The organism is Candidatus Desulfosporosinus nitrosoreducens (genome assembly GCF_030954495.1).
Taxonomy (GTDB): domain Bacteria; phylum Bacillota; class Desulfitobacteriia; order Desulfitobacteriales; family Desulfitobacteriaceae; genus Desulfosporosinus; species Desulfosporosinus nitrosoreducens.
This window is the reverse complement of sequence record NZ_JAVHUW010000065.1, coordinates 214,790-240,052: the sequence shown is the minus strand read 5'-3', so window position 1 is coordinate 240,052 and position 25,263 is coordinate 214,790. Positions and strand designations below refer to the sequence as shown.

23 protein-coding genes and 1 pseudogene are annotated in these 25,263 nt (G+C 42.1%); 4 read left to right on the top strand and 20 right to left on the bottom strand.

Annotation, left to right across the window (positions count from 1 at the left end; genetic code table 11):
- Positions 1-193: 193 nt before the first annotated feature.
- The 6 genes and pseudogenes from REC12_RS17525 to REC12_RS17500 all read right to left on the bottom strand — a co-directional run bounded on the left by REC12_RS17525 (position 194) and on the right by REC12_RS17500 (position 6,207).
- Positions 194-775 carry a Uma2 family endonuclease gene (locus REC12_RS17525; protein WP_308896686.1) on the bottom strand — a complete coding sequence of 194 codons (582 nt, stop codon included), beginning with the start codon at positions 773-775 and terminating at the stop codon, positions 194-196.
- A 478-nt stretch (positions 776-1,253) separates the two neighbouring features.
- Positions 1,254-1,745, bottom strand: a pseudogene (locus tag REC12_RS17520) (DUF3102 domain-containing protein); the annotation flags it as partial.
- A gap of 334 nt (positions 1,746-2,079) precedes the next feature.
- Positions 2,080-2,919 (bottom strand): hypothetical protein, encoded by an 840-nt coding sequence (locus tag REC12_RS17515; RefSeq protein WP_308896683.1) that lies wholly within the window; start codon positions 2,917-2,919, stop codon positions 2,080-2,082.
- Positions 2,920-2,979: 60 nt separating this feature from the next.
- Entirely contained in the window at positions 2,980-3,585 is a 606-nt protein-coding gene (locus REC12_RS17510) for a hypothetical protein (RefSeq protein ID WP_308896681.1), read from the bottom strand.
- A gap of 668 nt (positions 3,586-4,253) precedes the next feature.
- Complete coding sequence (locus REC12_RS17505) at positions 4,254-4,427, bottom strand: hypothetical protein (RefSeq protein ID WP_308896679.1); 174 nt, start codon at positions 4,425-4,427, stop codon at positions 4,254-4,256.
- Between the two features lie 61 nt (positions 4,428-4,488).
- Positions 4,489-6,207, bottom strand: a complete 1,719-nt coding sequence (locus REC12_RS17500; protein ID WP_308896677.1) for a cell wall-binding repeat-containing protein — start codon at positions 6,205-6,207, stop codon at positions 4,489-4,491.
- Between the two features lie 500 nt (positions 6,208-6,707).
- Here REC12_RS17500 and REC12_RS17495 point away from each other — a divergent pair, with 500 nt between their 5' ends.
- From REC12_RS17495 to REC12_RS17490, 3 genes are all read left to right on the top strand, one after another.
- Positions 6,708-8,636: an oxidoreductase gene (locus tag REC12_RS17495; protein ID WP_308896675.1), complete on the top strand. Its 1,929-nt coding sequence runs from the start codon at positions 6,708-6,710 to the stop codon at positions 8,634-8,636.
- A 1-nt stretch (position 8,637) separates the two neighbouring features.
- Entirely contained in the window at positions 8,638-8,787 is a 150-nt protein-coding gene (locus tag REC12_RS26535; protein ID WP_374214223.1) for a PadR family transcriptional regulator, read from the top strand.
- A 78-nt stretch (positions 8,788-8,865) separates the two neighbouring features.
- Positions 8,866-9,192, top strand: coding sequence for a hypothetical protein (locus REC12_RS17490; protein WP_308896673.1), 327 nt, complete (start codon positions 8,866-8,868; stop codon positions 9,190-9,192).
- Between the two features lie 574 nt (positions 9,193-9,766).
- Here the strand turns inward: REC12_RS17490 and REC12_RS17485 are convergent.
- The 14 genes from REC12_RS17485 to REC12_RS17420 all read right to left on the bottom strand — a co-directional run bounded on the left by REC12_RS17485 (position 9,767) and on the right by REC12_RS17420 (position 24,744).
- Entirely contained in the window at positions 9,767-10,420 is a 654-nt protein-coding gene (locus REC12_RS17485; RefSeq protein WP_308896671.1) for a 3-oxoacid CoA-transferase subunit B, read from the bottom strand.
- Positions 10,421-10,424: 4 nt separating this feature from the next.
- Positions 10,425-11,117: a CoA transferase subunit A gene (locus REC12_RS17480; RefSeq protein ID WP_374214222.1), complete on the bottom strand. Its 693-nt coding sequence runs from the start codon at positions 11,115-11,117 to the stop codon at positions 10,425-10,427.
- Positions 11,118-11,289: 172 nt separating this feature from the next.
- Complete coding sequence (locus REC12_RS17475) at positions 11,290-12,462, bottom strand: iron-containing alcohol dehydrogenase (protein WP_308896669.1); 1,173 nt, start codon at positions 12,460-12,462, stop codon at positions 11,290-11,292.
- Positions 12,452-13,249, bottom strand: coding sequence for an HpcH/HpaI aldolase family protein (locus REC12_RS17470; RefSeq protein ID WP_308896667.1), 798 nt, complete (start codon positions 13,247-13,249; stop codon positions 12,452-12,454). Before REC12_RS17470 ends, REC12_RS17475 begins: the two co-directional genes overlap by 11 nt.
- Before the next feature lie 278 nt (positions 13,250-13,527).
- A complete protein-coding gene (locus REC12_RS17465) occupies positions 13,528-14,784 on the bottom strand; it encodes an MFS transporter (RefSeq protein WP_308896665.1) in 1,257 nt (418 codons plus the stop codon).
- Between the two features lie 703 nt (positions 14,785-15,487).
- The gene (locus tag REC12_RS17460; RefSeq protein ID WP_308896663.1) at positions 15,488-16,615 is read right to left on the bottom strand and encodes a nitrilase-related carbon-nitrogen hydrolase; all 1,128 of its coding nucleotides are present in this window, start codon (positions 16,613-16,615) and stop codon (positions 15,488-15,490) included.
- Between the two features lie 126 nt (positions 16,616-16,741).
- Positions 16,742-17,518, bottom strand: a complete 777-nt coding sequence (locus REC12_RS17455) for an SDR family NAD(P)-dependent oxidoreductase (RefSeq protein WP_308896661.1) — start codon at positions 17,516-17,518, stop codon at positions 16,742-16,744.
- Between the two features lie 411 nt (positions 17,519-17,929).
- Positions 17,930-18,268 (bottom strand): cupin domain-containing protein, encoded by a 339-nt coding sequence (locus REC12_RS17450; protein WP_308896660.1) that lies wholly within the window; start codon positions 18,266-18,268, stop codon positions 17,930-17,932.
- A 99-nt stretch (positions 18,269-18,367) separates the two neighbouring features.
- Positions 18,368-19,279: a molybdopterin-binding protein gene (locus REC12_RS17445; protein ID WP_308896658.1), complete on the bottom strand. Its 912-nt coding sequence runs from the start codon at positions 19,277-19,279 to the stop codon at positions 18,368-18,370.
- A gap of 19 nt (positions 19,280-19,298) precedes the next feature.
- Complete coding sequence (locus REC12_RS17440) at positions 19,299-20,111, bottom strand: beta/alpha barrel domain-containing protein (protein ID WP_308896657.1); 813 nt, start codon at positions 20,109-20,111, stop codon at positions 19,299-19,301.
- Between the two features lie 116 nt (positions 20,112-20,227).
- Positions 20,228-21,676: a hypothetical protein gene (locus tag REC12_RS17435; RefSeq protein WP_308896655.1), complete on the bottom strand. Its 1,449-nt coding sequence runs from the start codon at positions 21,674-21,676 to the stop codon at positions 20,228-20,230.
- Positions 21,676-22,287, bottom strand: coding sequence for a (2Fe-2S)-binding protein (locus REC12_RS17430; protein ID WP_308896654.1), 612 nt, complete (start codon positions 22,285-22,287; stop codon positions 21,676-21,678). Before REC12_RS17430 ends, REC12_RS17435 begins: the two co-directional genes overlap by 1 nt.
- A 76-nt stretch (positions 22,288-22,363) precedes the next feature.
- Positions 22,364-23,137, bottom strand: a complete 774-nt coding sequence (locus REC12_RS17425; RefSeq protein ID WP_308896652.1) for an IclR family transcriptional regulator — start codon at positions 23,135-23,137, stop codon at positions 22,364-22,366.
- A gap of 1,259 nt (positions 23,138-24,396) precedes the next feature.
- Positions 24,397-24,744 (bottom strand): winged helix-turn-helix transcriptional regulator, encoded by a 348-nt coding sequence (locus REC12_RS17420; protein ID WP_308896650.1) that lies wholly within the window; start codon positions 24,742-24,744, stop codon positions 24,397-24,399.
- Positions 24,745-24,854: 110 nt separating this feature from the next.
- Here REC12_RS17420 and REC12_RS17415 point away from each other — a divergent pair, with 110 nt between their 5' ends.
- On the top strand, positions 24,855-25,247 hold the full coding sequence (locus REC12_RS17415; protein ID WP_308896648.1) for a pyridoxamine 5'-phosphate oxidase family protein: 393 nt from the start codon (positions 24,855-24,857) through the stop codon (positions 25,245-25,247).
- The last annotated feature ends 16 nt before the right edge of the window (positions 25,248-25,263 follow it).

The window sequence follows — 25,263 nt, the reverse complement described above, 5'->3', positions numbered from 1 at the left end:
TTGAAACCATTGCAATAGATCCGATTTCTTTTCTTTCCATTGTCCAATTATCTTTGCCAAAGTGAATAAAATAAAACCCTGCAGTATAACACTGGGGCTCACAAAGTATTCTTCATTCCTGTCTTTATGCTGTAAGACAAAATAAGGACATGTAAAGAAGAAGTGCAATAACGATACACAATATCTTAGGCACTCACTTAAATAACTCTTCAAGATTCATACTAAATCCTTGCAAAACCTCTGAATGGGCCACCCCTGTTTCCTTCAATACCTCGAGCTGCTGATACTGACCTTCCTCATTCAAACCATAGATCTGTACAGTATTCAAAAGAGGATTAACAATCCAATACTCTTTAACCCCGGATTGCATATATAAATTAAGTTTCTTAACGAGATCATGAGCTTGATTTGAAGGAGATAAAATTTCAACGATAAGTTCAGGTGAACCGGCATATTTATTTTCACCAAGTTTCGTTTTATCACAGATAACCGATAAATCCGGAATGACTACCTTGGTTTTTTCGATCTGATCTCCTTGATCAGGATCAGTTGTCCTAAGCTCAATGTCAAAGGGTGCGGTGAAGACTTCACATTCTTTCCCCTCAAGAAAATTGAATAACCTCGCCTGCAATCTGCCGGAAATTCTTTGATGCTTTGTCGAAGGAGATGGGGTCATATACACTATCCCATCGATATATTCCAATCGACCCTCGGAATTCTCCCTGAGTTTATTATATTCAGCGATTGTAATGACTTGAGGTTCAGTTAAACCCACTATAAACCCCCCTCATTGGCCAAGACTGATGGATTTACCATATTATAGCACAATTCAATTGTACATTCATTAATATCAAAGCAAGCCAGCAAAATCAGGCATTGGGTAGGGTTTGACAAATGATGGTGTGAGAAGCTCCATGCTTATCCCCAATGCGATCACGCGCATTCGTATTGAGGATAAGCATTTTATATGAGGTTTATTATACCCGTCTGGCCGCATAGTGCTGCCCGTAACACCCACTTAATCTGTCACAAGGTATTTTTCGACAAGATATGGGGGTAATCCTTTTTCGATTGCCTATAAGATAATGGTAAAAAACTTACCCTTGATGTTCTAAATCCATTCTCAAAGTATAAATAGTTCAAACAGGGAAATCCTTAAAGAGGAAAGCATTTCCCTGTTTTTTTGATGAAAAGAGTCTCTATGTTATAATATACTATGTTAGCTTAATATAGTTCAATTTGCATTATTACTAAGTGGTTAATTGGGCAAGTTCGCTGCTTTTCAAGATCAGGTCTTTTGGGAGGTCTTTTTTCTCCTGAATGGCCTGGTCTTTGTCCTTGACAGCCTGCTGCAATTCCAAGTTAGTCATGCTCTCAACACCATGCTCGGCGATAAACTCTTCCCGCTCCTCTTCCGGGATCCCAAGGAGGATGAGCGCCTGGGTGTAGGTCAGATTCGTTACCGGTGACGAATCTGGATGGTTGTCACTGTCGGAGGCGGCGAGCAGTTTCGTCCCGTACTCTTCGCAGAGCTGCATTAACCTATCGGCCGTTCGCTGAGAGTAACTGACCGATTCCTTCAACCAATTGCCCCATTCTCCATAGGGAAGCAGGTCCTTGGCCTCCTTCAGGCACCGGCCGATCTCAATGGCGCTGATAAGGAGGATTTTCCCTGCCCGATATCTGATCGTATTTATTTCAGCCACAATCACAAGCGGCGTACGTTCTGTGATCAAATCATTCATCCTACTACCTGTCCTTTCTGCTACTTTATTCACAGAATATGGAGCTAGGCTTAGGCGTGTGACAAACTGAAATAACTCTTCATTAATGGAGTAATCCTGATATATTGTCGATGGAGAATAATCCTATTTCGACCTCTCTTCCCCTCTGATTTTAGCAGAAATCGAGGTCAGACAAAAACGTTAAATAACTTCGAATTTGATACACCTTTAAAATTAAATACCAGTGATATCAATGGTTTGACTGAGGTAGCAGCTAAAGTGCTAGGTGACAGGCTCTAGTTTTGATGTCAATTAGCACTTTCTATGCTTGATCTGATGTTCACTCGTAGTCATGCTAATTTTTCTTTTTAAGATAATCCTGATACATACTCTCCATTTTTTCCCCACTAAAAGGTAATCCGAAAACTGTACCATTTGTAATGGGTTCTTTTTGAATGGTTCCATCTATTATATATTCGATAAATGGCCTAATGAAGTACACATCTGCATCCACCAATTCTGTGTCAAGATTACATTCTACTGTTTGAGTGGGTTTTAACTCAATGCCACTAATATCGTTAACCGTATTATTTCCTAACTTGAATGTTGCATTTTTTACAAGGACTTTATCCGAATTAAAACCGATATTAATTAGTTTTAGTGTTTTGGTCGATATATTTCTAAAGTCGAACATTATTTTGTTATTAGAAGATATATACATCTCCTTAGATGCAACTTCGAGGTTTTTCGGGGAATCATTAAACGCATTTATGAGCCAATCACTAAATTCATATTGTTTATCGGTTCCATCCTTAAATTTGATCCTCACGCCATGCACATTACAAACACCAGTGTTTTTAATTCTTAGCACTAAGCTTAAATTATTCAGCTTACAATCTTTATACTCACTGCCCTTGGAAACTTCCCATTTGCTAATTTCAGCCACATCTTTGTCGACTATTAATTGAACACTATCAACTATTTTTGCTATGTCCACATTTCTGTCCGTAATAAAGGTCAACGGGAAGGTCACTTCCTGCCCAACAAATGCTGAAATATAAAGCTTTGTCTTTATAAAACTAATGCTATAATCAGGCTTTGTGTTGTTCAAAGTTATTTTAACGTAAATTACTGATGTTAGCATAATACTAATAATTACAACTAATAGCACACGAAGAGTAGTCTTTTTTCTCATAACCTTACCTCTTTTTAAAAAAACTTACAGAAGTTCATTCAACGATATTAATTATTAGAATTAATTGTAAACAACCATTAGATAGGTATTGGCCAATGGTTCATATACATTGTTGTAATAAGAGGCGTCTACACGATAGGCGCTTCCTCCAAGGGGAAAACGTTTCTCAGTATACACATACTTTTCTGTGAAATCTGAGAAAAATCCCAATTTACTTAATCTAGTAGCGTCAGCTGGAAGTGTTATTGCAACAGTATATGTTGTAGTTCGAGTAAGTGTAGCTACAACCTGAGCCTTGATAGCATTTGTGACGTCAATAGTAGTTGACCCACCCAAAGACCAAGCTGTTGCTACTGCCTGACTCCAAGTATAGCTTGATGCATTAGCCCAACTACTTGTAAGATACTGTGAGAATAATTTGCTATCAGTACGTGCCCACTGAACAGCGCAGACGTAATAATACGTTGCAATATTAGGCTGGCTAATACTACTAGTTTTACTGGTATTTTGAGGAGTCATATCTACCTTCGGGATGTCAGTTTGATTTATATATCCTGTATTGACAGACCCCGCTTTGCTTAACAACTCGCTGTCTGTTGCAAACGCAAGTGAGGCCGATGAGGCCACCATGCAAAGTGCAAGTATAAAAGTTATAATCTTTTTCATTTATCTTTCCTCCCTCTAAATTGAAAAGAACCGTAATGAATGAACTTCTGTAAAGCAAATCTTACCTCTGTATCTTTTATGATCTCCTCCTCTACCTTAGTCCTTTGAAAATGTTACATTTAATCTAATGACGTAGACACTCTGGACTAACTTCTTACAATATATAGAGGGTTTTAGTACCCCAAAAGGTTACATATATTTAAATTATTTCTTCAAGAAGGATATTGGTAATATTAAGTAGAACTAACTATAAATATCAATTATGGGGGTGAAAGCATGGGGTCAACGCCTTCAGATCATTTGTTACTTTGCTGGTATGATGATCTGGGGGCGTCTTTATTTAAACGGCGAAAGCCATTCAAATACAATAGAGCCTACTCAACGCTTCAGCCGCTATTAATTTAATGACTTCGGGAAGTATTAGCGTTCATACTGATTTTGCTTTTTCTCTCCTTACAAACACCGAACTCCCTAGGTCGACTTCTTTGGAAAAATAAACCTTTTTCTTACCAAATTACTTTACTATAATCTAAATACTTTTGCACCGTAAATCGTACTGCAAGATACCGCAATTCGTTTGCGGTCACCGCAAGCCTATTTAATTACGACGAAAAAAGGGACCACGTGGCCCCTGAAATATTTTTAACCCTCATCATTTAAACCTATTACTATATGAAATCTCCATTAGGAATAAGACCGAGACGTTTGGCTTCATATATTGCTTCTGATCTCGAATGAACATTTAATTTCCCGAAAATTTTAGTCAAATTATACTTACCGGTGGCGTCCACGGTTACACTGTTGGGAAAATCCGGCTTGTAACTCGCAAAGTTGCTAATCATGGGGCTTTCTTCTATTTCTAAGATCCCTCAGAAATCTCAAGAAGTTAGCCGACGCGGGACACTACCCCAGAGACTGTTCAACAAACGTTCTCAACTCATTTGATGTGTCGTATGACCAGTTTGAGAACGGATCCAATGTCAGTTTTGTAAAGTCTACGCCCAAATATAGTCGGCCCCTAACAACTGGCCCATCTTCGAAATATAAGATGATTATATATTTTTTCACTGAATCCGGTGACGTATATCCCTTATTTTGCTGTACAGGGATTGACTTACTAACTAAATTGAGAAACGAATCCAGATCATTACTGCTTGATAATGTTAGCTGATGTACCCATTGATTTTGTTCCCATGGACCTTCAATTTCAACCTTTTTAACTCCTTTAAATTCTAAATCGTTTGCAATCAAACTTATTGGCATAAAATAACTTCTGTCGTTTAAGGACGCTACTCCTGGAGTGTATCCATCCAGGATTAAATAAGCACCTATAACGGCTCTATCGAAAAGGACATAAGCCTTAACTAAACCACCATTATATTGTGAAGTCTCTTTAAGAGTATAAACTAACGCCTTTACCTCTTTTCCCTTATATTCTGACAAGTCAAACCCAATTTTTAGTGATGCATCATTGAGCAGATCAACATTTCCTTCTAGTTTAAATGCCTGTTCTTTCGCAACATCTTTCGGGTGTAAGTCATATTTTGACAGCAGTTCTTCGGCTTGACCACTTAAGGTAGTAACGTCGGAATCCGCTTTTAGACCTATCCGTACATTCTCTGGAACAACGGATTCACCGCCGAGAGCAGTAACAATACTACTTGAAGTGAGTTTACTTCGTACGAAGGTAGCAGCATCAAAAGTGTGAATCGTTCCGTCCGTGAGAACAATAGCAGATTTCGTCTGCGCTGCAAGTGGTGCGCCAGCAATAGCATCAATGCCATTTACGATGTTAGCGATATAGACATTTTTAAAATCAAGGGATGAGCTAAAATCTGTGATAACTTGGTTGTTGGTGTCATAGGCTGTCTTGCCATAATGACGGGTAGCATTGGGAAATTGAGCCTTTACCGCATCACTGATGACACCAAGTCCGCCAATAACATCTGAGGAAGTAACATTCACGTTAGCAGTTAAGAACGCTTGAACACTAGCAGGAACTGAAGTTTTTTCGGTTAAGAGAATCGGCTCATTGGAAGCAGCTGCAATCGGAGCAATCGAGAGCGCGTCTTGGTTCGACCAACCGTTTGCAACGGCAACTTTAGTGACATGGGCACCAAGGGCAATCATTTCCCTAGCAATGTTCACGGATGTTTCGAAGCGATCAACCCCAGCGAGGGATATAACAGTAATACCCATGCCGGTCAATTGGTCAAATACTGTTTGGTTAATGACAGCAGCTCCACTGGTCACATAAACTTTCTTAACATTGAGCTTGATAAGTTCAGCTTTGGTGTCAGTATTCAGCATTGCTCCCGCTTCTTGCAATAGGATAGGGGCATTAAGGAACTTGGCTAGTGGACCGACGGTCAGTGCATCAGATTCGCCATAAGATTCTGAGGATGCTAGAATTGCAGTTCCAGCCCAGCCCGTCTGTTCTGCGATTACTGCTGCGGTTTGTGCTGCAGATGTGCCTGCTAAACGCGATGCTGCTGTTTCAGTAGCAAATACATTAGAAAGCAACATTGTCAACATAATAATTGCGATTGCGAAGAAATTTAATACTTTATTTAATTTTTTCATGCAGTCGAGCAAACATGACCAGTCTTTGGTAATAATCATGTTTAAGTGGCTCTCCTTAATTGTTTAGTAAATCACCTTAATAGGGTCGATAAATTGCGGGAAGTACCGATCCCTAGGGGAAAGGGTGGGATGCTTGCTCTTTTGCTTTCCATTGATTATTAGAACGACTAACGTCGTAAACGTTACGGCAAACATCAATGCCTGGTATGTACTTATAAGCCTCACCCCCTTTCCGGGGTTCGGCCGCCCACCCGCCTTATTCATTCGTACAAACCTAGAATACCATAATTATACTAATCATCCGAATAATTTTGTCAGCTCAACAAAATTAATTTAGACTCCACAGTACTGCCGGTGTTAGAGTTGTACCACAGACAGACCTCATGGCTCCTTCAGATTCTCTAAAGGATAAATAGTTTAAACGGGGAAATCCTTAAAGAAGAAAGCATTTCCCTGTTTTCTTGCTGAAAAAAGCTTTCATGTTATGATATACTATGTTATTTTAACATAACACCATTATGGCTAATTGGAGGTAGCGTATGTACGAGAAAGTATCAAGCACCGGAAAAATCGGTCGGGTTGAACTGAAAAACCGTTTCATCATGCCTGCAATGGGCTCCCACCACGGAAACGAAGACGGAACCGTGGGGGATGAGCTGATTGCCTACTACGCCGCCCGGGCAAAGGGCGGCTTTGGTCTGCTCATTACGGAATTCACAACCATTTCACCGGAGGGAAAAGCTCTTCCCGGCCAGCTGGTGAACTACTCTGCTGACTGCATCCCAAGCTTTAAAAGGCTGACGGAGGCCATTCATACCCAGGGAAGCAAAATTTTCATGCAGCTCCAGCATTCCGGCCGGCAGACTACTTCCCTCTTTAGCGGTTTGCAGCCGGTGGCTCCCTCACCCATCCCGTGCCCGGTGAATAAGGAACTGCCACGGGAGCTGACCGTCGCTGAAATTCAGGAGATTGTTGAAAAATTCGGGGACGCGGCGCTCCGTGCCAAAGCCGCGGGCTTTGACGGCGTAGAAGTCCACGGCGCCCACGGCTATCTGCCTGCCCAGTTTATGTCCAGCTACAGCAACAAGCGCATTGACGAGTACGGCGGCGATTTGTCGGGAAGAGTCCGCTTTTCCGTGGAGCTAATTAGGAATATCAAGCATAAATGCGGTCAGGAGTTCCCTATTATCTTCCGCATCAGCGGTGAGGAGCGGGTAGAAAGCGGGCGAAAACTGAAGGAAACCGTCTTGATCGCCAAAATGCTGGAGGAGGCAGGCGCAGACGCCATTCATGTATCCACCGGCGTTTATGCCAGCATGCAGTACATGGTCCCGCCGGCCAATGTACCTCAGGGATTTAATTTGGATGCGGCGCAAGCCGTCAGGCAAGGGGTTCATATTCCTGTCATTGCCGTTGGCCGCATCACCGATCCCAGTATGGCGGAGGATGTGATCGCCAGCGGCATTGCGGACTTCGTTGCCCTCGGACGGGCGTGCCTGGCTGACCCGGAATTTCCCAACAAGGTCGAGGAAGGCAGAGCGGACGAAATCTCCCCCTGTGTCGGCTGTTTAACGCGCTGCAACGGCGCGCCTGGTATTGACCCCAATGATCACGGCGTCTCCTGTATGATCAATCCCTTCACCGGACATGAGCTCTTCATGCAAATTGATAAAGCTGAAAAACCCAAACGCATCGTCATCGTTGGCGGCGGCATGGGCGGTCTGGAGGCTGCTTGGGTTTCCGCGGCCCGAGGGCATCAAGTCACCCTGTTTGAGAAGAATGAAAAGGCCGGCGGGCAGGTTATCCCCGGAAGCGTGCCGCCCTTCAAGCATGAACTGACCAGAGCAATCCGCTTTTATACCGCAATGTGCAGGAAATACGGCGTCGACCTGAGACTGGGCAGCGAAGCGGATGCCCAAGCTGTTCTTGACCTTAAGCCCGATGAAGTCATCCTGGCAACCGGCGCAACCCCGGCTGCGCCAGCCATCCCCAATGACGGCATACCGGTGGTGCAGGCTGTTGATGTGTTGAACGGGCAAGTCATGGCGGGCAAGCGTGTGCTGATTGTCGGCGGCGGGCTGGTGGGGCTTGAAACCGCGGAATACCTGTTGACCCAGAACCGTCAGGCAACCATCGTCGAAATGCTGGACCAGGCAGGCGCGGGACTGCACCCGAGCATTCAGTTTTTTGTTTTCAGGGCGCTGAAAGAGGGTAATGTGGATATTCTGACCAATACCCAGGTGAAAAAATTTCTTGCCGACGGCGCAATCTGCTTCACTCCTTCCGGCGAGCTGACGCTCTCAGGCTACGATATGGTGATTCTGGCGGTGGGCTCAAAAGCCTACAACCCCCTTCAAGCAGCACTGGAAGGAAAAGTACCCTCCCTCCACGTGATCGGCGATGCGGATAAGCCGCGGAGAATTGTGGATGCCATTGAGGAAGCCGCCCGGTTGGCTGTAAAAATCTAAGATGTGCTATGACATATTTATTCTCGGCTGCCTGATGGACGGGCCGCACCACGGGTATAACATCAAAAAGCTGCTTTCGGAGCGGTTCAGCGCCTGCACCACCATTAACAACAATACGCTGTACTCCTTGCTCAGACGCTATGAGCAATAGGGCGATATCACCAAAAAAGTTGAGCTTGGCGAAGGAAAACCGAACCGCAATATTTTCAGCATTACCGCTAAAGGCGGAATGCAGTTTATCAGTATCTTACGGGACATCCCCGAGACAGTGATAAAAAACCGCGACGAATGCATGATGCGGCTGTATTATTTTCATCTGCTGAATATCCCCACGCGGGAAAAACTCCTCAAAGCGCGGGAAAAGTATCTGCTCGACTCCCTGGACTGCGTGGCAGCCCAGACTCATATGGAAGAGACCCTGTTTATGCCGCTTAAGGTCGAGTTGCAGGAATTTCACCTTAAACTCCTGCATTCGGAGCTGGAGCTGATTGCGCAAATAAAAGAAACGCTGGATGCGCCTTGCCCTGTGTCGGATGACGGCAATCTCATGCTATAGCCAAGCTTCTATCATTTGCTTCCATTAATCACCAATCCTTGAAGCCACCCTTTAGCTAATGAACCCTCCTACCACCGCATTTCGGCATCAGGAGGACACTCGAATATCCATTCCTTATTAATATTTTTGAGGCATAGGTTTCTATTTCCCAGAGTTAGGCATCAAGATCCGCCTACTGAGATTATTCCAACCTCTAACAAAGAAATATCTCTCAAGAGGATAAGCACCTTAGCAGCAGGTTAAATTATGCAACGTTGCATAATTTGACCTGCCTTTTAATTTCCTTTTTCCCATAGTCAAAGTACTGTGCATAAGGCATGGCACTTTTCCACGGCAACAGAACACCCGTCAGGAAATTGCCGGCAGACCGGGGAGCAGGTTCCGTATACTTACTCAGGAGTATCCCCATAATACTCTTTATTAACTTTCCATTTTTTACTCATTATCCTTTCGAGTCTCTTAGTACCCTGCCAGAAAGCAAAGAATGTGTGTTATCGGCTTTTATTGTATATAACTGGAGGGCAACGAAAACAGAACGAGGAGGAGCTAACCGACTACCCAGCTAATACAATTTTTATATTTCCATAACTTTTAGATCATTACCAATTATTAATTCTGCTTCAGTTGCTATTTGAACTTCCTCTGTTGTTAGCCCGGGCGCAATTTCTTTCAGAACTAATCCACTCTTTGTCACCTCGATTACAGCCATATTGGTAATAATAAGATCTACTTGATTGCATGCAGTGAGAGGTAAATCACATTCCTTCAGAATTTTAGGGCTCCCATCCTTTGTTGTATGTTCCATAGCAATAATTACTTTTTTGGCACCTACAACAAGGTCCATGGCACCTCCCATCCCCGGTAAGAGTTTTCCGGGAATCATCCAATTCGCAAGATTACCGTACTGGTCTACCTGTAATGCACCTAAGACGGTTTTGTCAATATGCCCCCCCCGAATCATGGTAAAGGACATTGCACTGTCAAAAAAGGCTCCTCCCGAGATGATACTTGCCGGTTGGCCACCAGCATCTACCAAATTCCAGTTCTCTTCACCCGCTTTAGGTTTTGGCCCCATACCTAGTAAGCCATGTTCCGACTGAATGGTAACATTAACTCCTTCCGGTATATAATTTGTAGTCATAGTCGGCATGCCAATTCCCAAATTTACTATGTCGTTATTTTTGAACTCTTTAGCCACTCTCCGCGCAATTAATTCTTTAGACGTCATTAGCTCACACTCCTTGTACCACAGCATCTATGAAAATCCCTGGGAGCATGACTTCTTCAGGATCAATTTTTCCGACTTCCCTGCATTCCTCTACTTCGGCAATAACATAGTCTGCTGCTGTAGCCATGACTAAATTAAAATTCCTGCCTGATCCTCTGAACACAAGGTTTCCTGATATATCCCCTTTGTAAGCCTTCACTAACGCGAAATCCGCTCTTAATGGTGTCTCAAGCAAATAAGTTTTTTCGCAAACTATTATTTTTTGTTTACCATTTTCAATAATAGTTCCTATTCCAGTCGGTGTGAGAACACCACCTAACCCTGCACCGCCTGCTCGAATACGCTCTACCAAAGTACCTTGAGGATTGAGCTCTGCTTTTAACTCTCCAGTATTAATTCTTTTTCCAGTCTGCGGATTGGTTCCGATATGCGAAGCGATTAGCTTTGCAATTTGCCCCGTTGCAATTAGTTTCCCGACCCCAACTCCTTCGAAATCTGTATCATTGCTAATAACCAGAAGGTTTTGAACCCCGCTTTTTACTACTTCGTCTATAAGACTCTTTGGGCTTCCACATCCCATAAATCCACCAATCATAATGGAACTGTTATCTTTAATACCACTTATCGCTTCCGAGAGACTTTTCAGCTTATTCTCCTTCATTTTTTCCTCACCATTTTCCACATTTATAATTGCCAAGATTAAAGTGACACTTTGAATATTCTCTTATAGTTATTATTCTCAGACACACTGCACTTGTCTGGAGCTATGTCATAAAAACAGTAGCCTCTTAATTAACAAGATAGGACTGTCTTCTCCCCCATTTCAGTTCATTAAAGGGACGCCTTCTTATCTCTTAAGCCTTCCGAGATCACCATGCTTTTTCATAAATGTCCTTTGCATCTTCAATGGAAAGAATTCTAGGATTGGTCTGCAAAAGCCGGCTTCCCGACTTTACTGCTAATTCGGCCATATCGGATAATGATTCTCTGGAAACATTATAGTCACGTAACCTTGTTGAAACTCCAAGATCCGCTAGTATTTCCCTCATTGCACTTACTGCCTTTTTTGATGCCTCTACTAATGTTAGAGTGTCAACTTTTTCGCCCATTGCCTCAGCAATGACGCTAAATTTCGTCATAGTAGATGTTCTGTTAAACTCCAGTACGTGAGGAGCAATTACGGCGTTGGCTCTGCCATGCGTTAGCTGAAACAAAGATTCAAGGGGATAACATAGGCAATGTATCCCACCCAGACCAGCTGAACTGGATGCACCTGCAAAAAAGCTCCCCAACAACATGTCATAACGTGCCTTTATATTCCTGCCGTAGGCAAATGCTGTCCTTAAATTGCCAGCTATCAAACGAATAGATTCCAGGGCTGCTATATCTGTTGGAGGATTTGAGCCGAGTGAGATATAATGCTCAATCGAAGTAATTAAAGCGTCTAGACCACTGTCCACAGTAACTGTTCTTGGCATGGAAAGTGTTAGCAACGGGTCAAGAATTACTGTATCCGCCATTAAATATCTGCTATATGCTACCTTTTTAACCCCGTCAACCTCATCTTTCAACACGACAGCCTGGCTTGCTTCACTCCCCGATCCCGCCGTTGTAGGAATCAATATCTTAGGCAAACCGCGTTTAGGTATATTGTGAAGCCCCAAATAGTCATTAAAGTTTCCTGAATTCGTTCCAAGTATAGCAGTCGATTTGGTAACATCGATTGAACTGCCGCCACCCACCCCAACTAGGAGGTCAATCTTCTTTTCCCTGGCTTGTGCCGCACAAGTATTAACATCTTCTAAGCTCGGACTTTGTTTAAATTCGCTGTATAAATATACCTCAAGCCCACTTTCTTTTAATTGATCTTGAACTGTTTCAGCGATACCCACTGCAACAATGCCCTTGTCAGCTATCACCATGACCCGGTGGCCACCCAGCTCCACAGCCTCCTGTCCAAGTTTGCGGAGAGAATCAGATCCCATGTGTACCACCTGTGGATAGCGAACAGACGAAACCTCAAATGTGTTATTATTCTCCATTGTAATTACTCCTTGTTCCTTTGAATCTTACTTTTTTCGCTGCAATCTCTTCTACATTCAACTTGAATGCATCCTTGATGACGCCTACAGCAGAAACAGTGAAATACCGGACACCTAATTCGATTAAACAATCTAACCAGGACCAATCGGTTATGTGCACACCCACGACTTTACCTGCCCCCTGAATCTTTGGTACAACTTTGCGTATCAGATCCAGCACTCTAGTATCATTGGCTTTGTCATAACCTAGGTTGAGGGACAAATCTCCGGTTCCTATAAATATTACATCTATACCCGGAGTATCCAGAATTTCTGCCAAGTTCTCCATTCCATTTACAGATTCAATTTGGATTATAACCACCTTTTCCTGGGCAGCTTTTTCTATTGCCTCACTCCTGGACAAAAATCCATATTTAGCGTCACGGGTATTCGAACCATATCCTCTTACCCCTCTTGGTGGAAAATTACTATACTCTACGACTGCCTTTGCCTGGAGAGCATTATCAACTTGGGGTACCTGTATACCATCAGCCCCCATATCCAAGGCGGCCTGAACCATCTGAGAATCAAGCTTGGCAATACGTACTATACAAGGAATTCCTGCCGATGTTGCCGCCCTCAGACAATCTTCAATTCGTTCACTGTTAAATTCTCCATGTTCTGAATCAATGATACAGTAGTCATAACCAGCAATGCCAATAATCTCAACCAAGCTTGTTGACGGAATATTCAAAAAAGCGCCGAATAGAGGTTCATCACCAAAAAGCAGCCGTTGCTTAAAATTCATCTGTGCTCTCCTTTCTACTAAGAACTACGTCTGAATAAATTTTTTGCAATTTAAACTCGAAATTTCTCCATATTTCCTTAACTGGAGTAGTCTTTCAATCTGGTCAGCCGAAGCAATCCACTGGATCTTTCATGTCTAGTAGCCTCGGCATGACTCTCCACCGGAGAGTCATGCCTTTACTTTACCTTGTGCAACCCAACAGCTGTTTTAGGAGAATGCTATTCGAAGTCTCAAATATTTCCACCAAATGCATAGGTCATGTCCTTTATTTAAAGTTATCATATGTTGGAAGATTCACCTGCAGCAAGCAGTGAAATTCCGCGAGTTTCCCGGGTAAAGCACAGTCCTATAAGACCTAATACGGAGCCCAGTATGACAATAGCGCTGATGGACCAGGCAAAGCCAATAGTATTGTGAAGGAATGCTGCCAGCACCGTTCCAACAGGCCCACCCAGCGCAGCAAGATTGTGCACAAAGCCATGTCCTGCGGCCCGTAGTTCTGTTGGATAGTGTTCATTTTCATAGGCCGTCATTAGTCCGCCAAGTCCTCCTTGAATAAGCCCTTCGCAAGCCCCGGCAACGACAATAACGTTGATAGAATTAGTAAACATTGCAAAGATTACCGGAAATAGACCGACAATGTAAGCGATGCGGTATGTCCGTTTTCGACCGATATGATCAGATACCCATCCGGAAAGAACAGTACCTACCATATTGCCAATACCCATAACTGTCCCTGCCAAAGCGACACTTTCTATCGGAAAATGACGGACTGTTTTAAGATAGGTAGGCAATAGATTACCAAAGGGATATGAATTGAAAAATTCACCCAATTCAATTGCTATAAGCGCTAACGTAATCCCTAAAAATCCAGGCGCGAATAATTTCCATAACGGATTTGAATTCTTTTTTTCAATTTTTGGAGCATTTTTCGTCTTTTCCTTTTGAGCCAACCAGACAGATGATTCAGAACTTGTGAAATAGATATAAGGGATAAGCAAGAGGGAAAGACCTCCAAAAAGGAAGAGTCCTCTCCAACCCACACTGTTGTACAAAAGGTAATAAGTTAATGGAGCTACAGTAATTCCCAGACCAAAACCCAGCATAAATATTCCACTGACTAATCCCCGGCGACGACTAGATACGCTTTCGCTTACAAACGGCCCGGCCGCGGAATAAACTCCGCCCATTCCGATGCCAAAACATAATCGAATTAGAATTAACATCTGAAATGACTGTGCCTGCCCTGTCAGTATCGTAAAAATGCCTACAATACCGATAGCGACCATAAGACTGTTCTTGCGACCGATTCGATTTGCCAAACCTCCGATAAGAAGAGCGCCAAACCATCGTGTTAGGTAGGTAAACAGAAGAGTTGATGCCGCTACGGCAAGCGTTACATTAAAAGCCTTCGAAATATCGACTAAAACATAAGATAATAAATACATATCCCATGAATCAACAAACAATGACAGGGTACCAATAACCACAATATTCCAGGAAATCCTTTCTTGGACGGTCACCTCGTTCGTCATAATTAACCCCCTTTTCAATTTAAGAATAATCCGGATTAATTACCTATTGAATTTTCTTGAGTCGTTGTTTTATGCAAAGTGAAAAATCACGGACGGTGGTGATTGGCCAGCCATCACCGCCAATGTCACATCCTTCAATTGGAGCTCTTCCGGGGCCGCGGCTCTACGATATCTTTTTCCCAAGCGAGCCCTATCCCTTGATTCTGGGTATCACCCATCACCTCCCTTTCACGTCTCTTGCTTAAAAGTTAGCCAGCTATATTCACTCGGTGAAGTCGCGGTATCACCCCTTCAAGGGATCATAATAGTCGCTGCACCTAAAGGCGCTGTTTCGCCAGCCTTTTCACTGGCTACCCCTATTCCCCGACTTCTTTCCTGATTTTATTAAAAAATTTTTTTACAATATTTTGAGATAAATATGGTATAATAACTACAGTCCCAACTAGTATGGGATAACTGTCTGTATCTATGGGGGCCATCCTCCTTTGCTTGAGATTTGCTAGCGAAACCAATTCTCATTTTATAGCAAAGGAGGATTTTTAGATCATATCTCACGGAACTTTATGTTCAGTTCTCCCACGCATAGCATGGGCTTAATATTGAGCTACTGGTTGTTGCTTTCAGCTTTCGAAGATAGGACTGTGATATGGATTCCAGCAGATTACTTTCTTCGACATTCACTTATCAACATTACACTTGACATTTACTCTTCAGGGACTACATATCCTTCGGGCGCAATATAGGTTCCATTTCTCACCAATCTGTGAATGACCTTATACTGCTCATCAATTCTTTCTTTATAATCAAGCGGTCCCTTATCTAGAAAGAGGTTTTTCGGATACATGTCCCTGTTGTATATTTCTTTAAATGCATCCATTCTCATTTGGCTTACCCAGTGATGCTTCTGGTCCATTCTGCGATTTCTTAAACTTTCAACATCAATAACTCCGTAAGTGACTGTTTCGCCAGGATAGTTAGCATGAACTATAATTTCGCCATGGGGACCTACGATCATTGAGTTTCCAGGATAAGCATTAAGGGGGAAACGAGGAGCGGTAAGAGGTCCTGGTGCTGCTGCAACTACATACATAAGGTTATTCCAGGCTCCGACCTTGTTGGCGCTCATCCACATGTCCTGCGGCGGTGTACCTTCCGGTTCCTGCATACCGCTGGAACGGAGCATAACTTCGCAACCCTGAACGCCTACGGCCCGGAATGATTCAAAGGTGTAGCCATCGTTGCAAATAATATAGCCAAGTTTACCTATCTCTGTTTCAACTACCGGGTAGAAACAACTGAGGATGTCGCCCTTCTTACGTCCGTAGGTCCCATCCATTACTTCGATGTATTTGTCCCAGATATCTTGCGGACTAGCATCGTCACGACCGGATCTTACCAGGTAATTATGATGTTTGTGGTATTTTAAGATAACATCACCTTTAGGATCAATAATGAATCCGCAATTCAAGCCGAATTCCTCGCTGATTTCAGGTATTACTTCATGGGCTGTACCGGCAATGAAGATACCATATTCTCTTGCTTTTTGAGATAACATTTCGGTTTCCGGTCCAGGAATTCTGATTGCGATATCTTTGGCAACTTTTTCATTAACAGTTTTGTATTTTTCAGGATTCGGATACCAGCCCTGCATAAAAACTTCAGGAAATACGACCAGTTTGGTAGGTGCATAGTGGTCGTTGAAACCCATTCTAAATACGGAATAGTCAATAAGCTCAATAGCACGTTTGAGGTTTGTTTCGTAAATCTGATCTCTGTGTGATACGGTCGAGCGAGCACTTTGTGCTAGACATGCTGAAAAACGAATACCCATCTTTTTTATCCCCCTTAATAAATTTTTATTTTATAATATTAGTGTTTGTCCATCCGCAAAAAGTTGTGACACAATAACAAGTTCAGTAGATTGAAGACTATCTCAATCAGTAAATATGTCCTCTTATTAAGGGCAACCCTTATAATAAAATTCTACCCTGCCGCCATTTACCTCAATGTTGGCCCCGTTGATATATTCAGCTTGATTAGATGCCAAGAAAGCTACGGCATTCCCGATATCTTCAGCTGTGGCAAAGCGTCCGATTGGAATCTGTTCCTTGATGAAATCGAGATATTCATTTTTAATAGGTAATGCTGTAGTTACAACATAACCAGGAGCGACAGAATTTACGGTTATACCTTCCGGCCCAAATTCCTTTGCCGCCACCCTAGTAAACTGCGTAATCCCCGCCTTAGCGGCTCCGTAGGATGAAAAGCCATGCCTAGCCCCGGTTCTTGCATGTAATGAAGAGGTGTTTATGATCCTTCCCCAATTTTGTTTAATCATATATGGGGCTGCGAACTTAGTGCAAAGAAAGGTGCCTTTCAGGTGAACATCAATCATGGCATCCCAGCTCTCTTCAGGCATGTTCACAATATCATAGGTCACATGGCGCCCAACAATACCGGCATTGTTAACCAGAATATCAATACTGCCGAGTTCATTGTAAACAGTATTTACCATCTCTTTGACGGAATTCGAATTACTTACATCTACGGATACGGAAATTGCTTGACAGCCTTCTGCGCGAATCTCTTCTGCAGTTTTCTCTGCAGCCGTAACATCAATATCGGCAACTACTACAGCCAATCCCTGGCGCGCCAAAACCATCGCTTCACCCTTACCAATTCCCTTAGCACTACCAGTGACAATAGCCACTCTTCCATATGGGCCATAATCCATTTTCTTTTACCCCACTTCTTAGTTGATTTTTTGACACCATTATCAAGGATAAGCTATTATTACTAATAAATTTTATCGCCAAATTTAGTTAAGAGACTTAACCGGTATTTAAGGAATTAAACCTCCTAAAACATCTAAGAAAACTCAGGTTTTAAGGAAAAATTCAGGTTTAGTTGTTCCTATCTCTTCCAAGTAGTTTTTGTTTTGGTTTTTCACCACAAAAACTGGTTTCGCCTTCTCGAAACTGAGAGGGGGGAGCTATTTCCTGGCAAGGACGCTGTTTATCGTTTTTTTAAACAATTCGGGCTATGCTTGGCGTCGTTTCCTTACCGCCTTAAGTACGGAAGCGGTTAAAAAGTTTTGTTCATTAGCGTCCAGTCATCGAGTTACTATGGTTGGTTGGTTTATTAATTATTTTTTTAGTAAGTAATCTTCTCGTATTGGGCTGAAAATATCAATATTTAGCACTGTTTCATCCCCAATTACCTTTAGTCTATGAGGCACATTCGGTGGGATAAGAAGCAAATCTCCCTCTTCGAGATTCAACACTTCGTCACCCAGAACAAATTCTGCCTTACCTTTCATAATATAGCTGATCTGCTCATGGGGGTGGGAATGTAAAGCCGGGACAGCCCCTGGCATAATCTCGTTCAAGGTCATCATGCTGTTGTTACCACCAAATACCCGACGTGTAACCCCTTCGCGAGCCATAACCCTCTCTAGGTTTTCCCAATTTCCTCTTAATGCCATAAACTTACCTTCCTCTTCCTTTTGCTATATTTTTGATTGATACACTTATATCACGTGTAACCTGATTAGCTCTCCCCAAGTCATAATTACCTGTGCAATTTAATTCTCACTGTGAGCCACATGCTTCCAATCATGGCTGACCAGTTCCCACTTTCGCCGTAAAACGTCAGCAAGCACATTGGCCAATTGATTTTTATCCCATTCTTTTTTTAATCCCTCAAGTAATACTGGTAAAGCAATCTCAACTTCATCATGAGGACCCGGTAGGGCCACGAAAGTAGTCCAGTCCAGTTGACCAACGGCAATTCTGACACCATCTTTCCGGTGCCTTCCTTGCCCCTGATGATAATGTACTAAATACGGAGTAGCTGCCTCTTGATCCAGTTTCAATATAGCCTCCACCGTATGGTCCTTATCCTCAGCACCTACTCCCCCGGTTGTAATTACCAAACCAAACCCATTATCAACAGCTTCCTTTAAAGCCCCTGAGACTAAAATCAAATCATCTTCGAGAACCGGACCAGCGGTAGCTTTATAACCCGCTTCATTAAACTTCTTCACGAGGAAAGGTGTATTAGTGTCTTCAATATAATTCTTTATAATCTCCGTGCCAGTAGGAAAAACTTTCACCCGTTTACTGACTGAAAGTGCAATTTGTTTACCAATCTTCTCTACCCGGGAGACTAACTTTTCACTTTCATTCATTTCAAAACAGACCATACCAAGAATACCTTCGGAATGAATAAAGGTAGTCTGGTTAATGCGAATACCAGGTAACTGCCGCAAAGCTTCGAGAATGGCTCCTTCCTTTCCAATTATCTGTTCCAACTCCACATAAGGTCTAAGTATATCAAGGGTGAGAATCCCTTCGCGCACATCAACTACATTTACCTCATTACATTCTAAGCGAAGCACTTCAGCTACACACTTTGCCACACTGCCTAAATGAACATGTTCCAGTTCTATATTGTTGATAAAAAGTTCAGTTTTTTCTAATAAGTCAAGCTTCATTAGTTCACCCTTTCGTTCCTTAAATCACATCGTACCGGAAATCTAACATGGGAGCATCCAATATCGCCCGGCCAATATCTACAAATTCCAGATCCTCTGCTTGAAAATGAGGCAATTCTTCTAATTTGACCCCGCCACCGAATGCCAATTTTACCTTTTCCCTTAATCCTTCAGCTCTAAGAGCCATTGCACATTTTCTTAGGTCTTCAATGGATCCTGTATCTATCATTACAACCTTTGCGCCTAATTGTGCTGCATGGCAAGCCTCGTCATCTATAGCAGCAGTCTCACCTCGTAATTGGACAACAATACTTCTCCCAGGCAGAGTATGCCCAATATTTATTTCGGTCTCCAAAGAACCTAAAATACGCAAGTAATTCTTATCTAAATAGACGAATGGTTCAGGTAGCATACGTATAAAAACCCCACCGGCTATTAAGCCCTTCCTTACATATTCCTTCATTCCCGGCGGTACCTTCTTCCACCCGCCACTAACGACTTGTACTTTTCCGGCCGATGTAATTGCTTGCCTAGCTGCGGTTGCAATTCCTGATACTTTCGAGATAATCCCTAGTAAAGAGTCTTCCCCCCGTATAATTTGCATAGGATCTCCCAAGAATGAAGCGATCTGCTCTCCGGGGAAAACTTCATCTCCCGTCTTACTATTGATGTTAACTTCTAGGCCAAGAGCTAACGCTTGGTTCTCCATATCCTCTATTCCGGCCAAGATACCTCGACTGTTGCTAATAATACCGGCCCTGATTTTTCGGTTTAAACTATCCTTTAGAAGAAAACGTGGTACGTCTAATGTAATATCTCCTGGTTTAGTCATTTCCTGTTCCCACCTTTTATTCCGTTACCCAATTTTTAAAAACTTTTACCCTTTCAAACATCCTTTAGACATAATTCAAACCCTTTGCCCCATCCACGATATAAAAACCAGTTTCTTTAAACGTCAGATCTCGTTTTTTCTTCTTTTAGATTTCTTTGTGTTAACCAAGTATACATTAGCTCTTGATCCACTTGCTCAGTTATACTCGGCGCCAATTTTCTCAACTGATTAGCTAATGGCTCACTTACATTAAAACCACCTATCGCTCCATCGAAGGCTAGTATATGATCTGTTTGAGCAAAACGTTTGGAAAAGCCCAATGCTTTGGTCAGGTCTGGAACCTCAAGTGCATAATCCATAAAGGTAGTATTTTGTTCACACCCCCGAAGAAGGTCTGCCTGTGCACCTACTACTAAAGTTGGTAATTGCTGAGCAAAAAATGTGCCAGGATAGCCTTTAGAAGAATAATTGACGATTAAAGCCTTGATCGCAGGGTTAGGTGGTGGCAATTTTCCATTGTGGAGTGGACCTTCACTGGGATACAACATATCTGTGTAACGAGTAAAAGGCGTAAACGGAACATTTAAATTAAATTCATCCACATTTGCATTTAAAAAATTCCCAAACAATATACCTCCAGCTGTTGTATAAGGAATTGGACCAGGATAGTCAATAATCAAAATTACATCCTTAATATGACTTAGAAGTGTTACAATTTTTCCATACCACTTCAGATTTAAACGGGCAAATAGTTTGTCTTGTTCTACAAGATCATTATTAGCATCAACACCTATTACACCTGTTGGTGCGACTTGAAGTATAACGGAACATACAAACTTTTCTTGGACAAATTTTGACTCATAAATCATCCTAGCCAAAAAGTTTGCCGAACGCGGCCCCATACTTTGGTGAAAAGCCGATCTGGTTTCAATAGTGGCATAGGACATAGCAAATGGTTTAAACAACCTGCCAAGTTGCCTGTGATAGTGCAACTCCCGCACATCGTTGTTATGCGCATGGATAATCCACTTTGCTGAATAGGCGCGTTTAATTCCGAAAAGTACTCCAATCTCGGTCTCTATCGGGATTCCTTCATCAACCGGAGTTATACCCGCTGCTTTACCATTAAAATATTTGTCGAGTTCGAAACGTCTTATATATTCTTCTGTTTCTCGGAAACGTAATCCTACTCCTGCGAGGAGACGGATATCCTTTGTCTGGCATTGGCGTTCCACTTCATCCCGAATTGTTCTAATCATTTCGGCATAAGCTTCACCTCCATAAATACTGAAACCATGATGTGATGTTAATATATTGACTGAATCTCCAGGTTGAATTTTACTCAGATCTGTTTTTTTTAGTTCTTTTATTGTAAGTTCACGAATTTCTTTACGTATCCCTTCCGGCGAATCAGCTTTTATCGGTCCCGGAGCGTCGGGGAACAGATCTTCAATACGAAGTCCGGTCATCTCCGCTAAATCTGCAGCCCTCTGCCCCAATTTTTCCGGTGGAATATTATATGACGAAATTCGCGGCTTTGTTGGACTTAATGTCGATGCCACCATTATTCCGGTTCACCTCCTGGAAAAATCTTTTCGATGGCTTCTTTGTCCTCTTGAAGATAATATTCTGGATATTTGCTCATAACTTCCGGTGAGATATCCCAGATGGAAGCCCTTACTCCATACCACTGGTAACCTGGAGCTTTGCCCAACTGAATACCTGCTCCTCGTAATAAACGGATCACCCCTGTTATACAGAGAACTCCGCAACCTGTTCGTGCACCGGTTTTTTGTGCGACCTCTTCTGGCGACTTAGCTCCTTCCAGGATTGCTGCTACTATCTCCTTCGCTTGAACTCGATGACAATAGCATACTACCTGGTCCGGATACATATGGGCCAAACGACAAATTTCCACAACTTTTTCAGTTAGCTTCTGCTGAATTCCACCCCCTATCTCAAGGGGTATACTTCGCTGTATCATTTGTACAGCATGTTTAGGACAACGGGTGGCGCAAATCGTACAAGCTTGACACCCTTGCTCACTTACAAACGCCTTTTTTTGACCCTCTATTCTCTCTACTCTGATCGCCAAAACCGGGCAGACGTTACTACAAATACCGCACCCATTGCACCTATCAATGTCTACAAAAGCCATTTGATACACTGTTCTCACATTATCACCCCCTTTCATCTGACAGTTTAGATTTGATTGTGAATTATAATTGTTTAAATTTTTCTCAACAAAGATTTTACTTCCAGCCTAAACGAATGGAAATCTCCCTTGCTGTATCCACCGTTTTCTCTATTAAAATTTCCAACCCTTTATCCATAAACCGATGCTCTGGACCATGAGTACTGAGTGAGGCAATTACATGCTGCTCGTAATTGTAAATGGGAGCAGCAACTGCGGAAGTACCAGCGCTAACCTCACTATGGCTTAAGGCATAACCCCGTTGAGCAATTAATCGTAATTCATTTCGAAATGAATCAACATCAATTGATTTACCTAAGGCAGACTCTTGCAACCGCTTCGAAGAAATAATCCGCTCAAGATCACCCTCAGCATAAAAGGCTAAAAGTGCTTTGCCCGCAGCGGTAAAGTAAATCGGGTTGCGATATCCTATCGGAATAACATTTCTAATGGATTCCGGACTTTCCACTTTTTCAATGCAAACCCGCTCATCATTATCAGCAACATTAAGTGCGATTGTCTCTCTTGTTTCAGCGCATAATCTCTGCATATATGGTAATGCCACATCCCGTACTTCCAGTTTTGAAATAACTACTGTTCCTAAATCAAAAAACTTAAACCCGAGACGATATCTCTGGTTCTGTGAATTCTGAATTACATAACCATATTGTTCAAGTGTTTTTAAAACCCGGTAAACCGTGCTCCTGTAAATTCCCAATTGAGTGGCTATTTCAGAGATACCCAACTCCGGTTGGTTAATAGAAAAACAAGAAAGAATTTCGAGTGCTCGTGCTATGTTTTGAATCACAGTAACTGGTTTCTCTTTTGTCATACTTGATTTACCTCTCTCACTTTGAAATATCATCTTTGCATTATCGTTGTATTAAATTTACCCCAAGATTATTAAAATACATTTATTTACTAGATTATAGCTCCAAACTGTACTAGCTGTCAGCAAACCTAAGACTCCGTTAAAGTGTAATGTTGCTTTTTGTCAGTTAAACTCAGCTCATTATATTGAAATAAATAGAGGGCAATGATGTTACAAACTTTCTCCCGAACAATGCTCAGTCGGCATTACATTAATCTTCGTTGTTCCCACTGTGGGAACAACGTTGCAATTTTTGATTATAAAAATAGAAATACTGTTATTATTAAAATTTATTAATCTTTACATTTTTGTTCCTGTAGCAGGAACATTGTTGCAAAATAAATTATGTTATTTATATAATACTTCTGTCAATTATAAAAATCAATAGATTATTTAAAGTTTCTACCCCGAAAAATATATGAACTTAAAAAACTAACCTAATGGACAAAAACGCCCTCCTAAGCCCTTAAAATATTCTTTAGGTACCCCATTTGAGACACCTAGGATTTTTAAGAAACTACTTGAACATTTACCCCTAGATTTTCTGGCGATTTAAGATATCTTCTAATGGCTGCTTGCTTTTTGGAATAATCGATATAGTTGGCACCTAAATCTTTATACATTTGGCGTGTCTTTAGTAAATAGTAAATGGAAACCAAAATGGAATGTCCAACAGCTACGGCGGCACAGTTCTTACCTCTTCGGGCAGCAAGGCAGGTGTTTGGCAGCTAATAGGTATCTTTCGTATGCGATGCAGCATTGGCAGCTTCTACTAAAGCAGTTCGTAAAGCTTTGTTCCCTTTGTTTGCCTCTCCTGACTTTCATTTTCCTGCACTTCCATGATTACCTGGAGACATTCCTGGCACTAAAATTCCATCTATGCATTTAGACCTTCCCATAATGTACCAAACACAAGAATATTAAGCCGTTAAATAATACTGGAACAATATCTTAAGTTTCGAAATGCAGTTTATTCGTTCTATTCGGGTTCACCCTGCAAAAGTCCCGGTAATCAACGGCAAGGCTGACTGTCTTACCAGTACCCACTAATCCCTCAGACTCAGCGAGCAAAGATTTCCCTTTAAGCCACGGTTATCCCAATAATACCATTAACACCTTTATCAAGAGGGAGAACCGTATTTTTCAACCAAATCGGTTCAAACTAAAACATATATCGAACCTTGAAAATTAGCCATACGCCTAAGGCATGAAAGCAGGTCTCAGATTTCCAAACTCTTATTCTTCAAAGTTTCGATGTATTCATTGCCCCAAATTGCCAATTCGGCCAAGACCTTTTTAAACTTTATCCCGATATCGCTTAACGAGTATTCGACCTTGGGCGGGACCTGCGGATAAACCTTTCTTTCAATTAATCCGTTCTCCTCCAAAGCGCGTAACTGTTTGGTCAGGGTTGACTGGGTCAAATCAGGCAACTGCCGCTGCAATTCACCAAAGCGCATGGTCTTTTTCCCGAGATGGTAAAGAATAAGGATTGACCATTTACCGGAAAGAACCTTCTGAGCGGTTGTATAAGGACATTTCCCAAATAAATCGTTCTCCGCCTCCATAATTGCCTCCTTATAGTATCTATCTAGATACTATGTATAATAAATAATCGTACTTGTTATTTCAAGGCTTTTATTATAAATTTAGTGTATAAAATTTAAGGAGGTTTCCCATGCAAGAAGTTTTTGATTTTTTAAAAAAGTGCCAGACATATTACCTAGCAACCGTTGACGGAGATCAGCCGCGTGTTCGCCCTTTCGGAACCGTCAATATCTTTGAAGGTAAACTTTACATTCAGACCGGTAAATCAAAAAACGTTGCTCAACAAATGAAAGCAAATCCCAAAATTGAAATTTGCGCTTTCAATGGGCAAGAGTGGATTCGTGTTCAGGCCGTTGCCGTAGAAGATGACCGTGTTGAAGCAAAGCAAAGCTTGCTTGACAGTTATCCTTCCCTTCAGTCCCACTATTCCGCAACCGATGCCAACACTCTGGTCCTGTATTTGAAAGACGCAACAGCTACGATATCTTCCTTTGCCGGTGAACCTAAAATAATCAAGTTCTGATTGACGATTTAAGAGA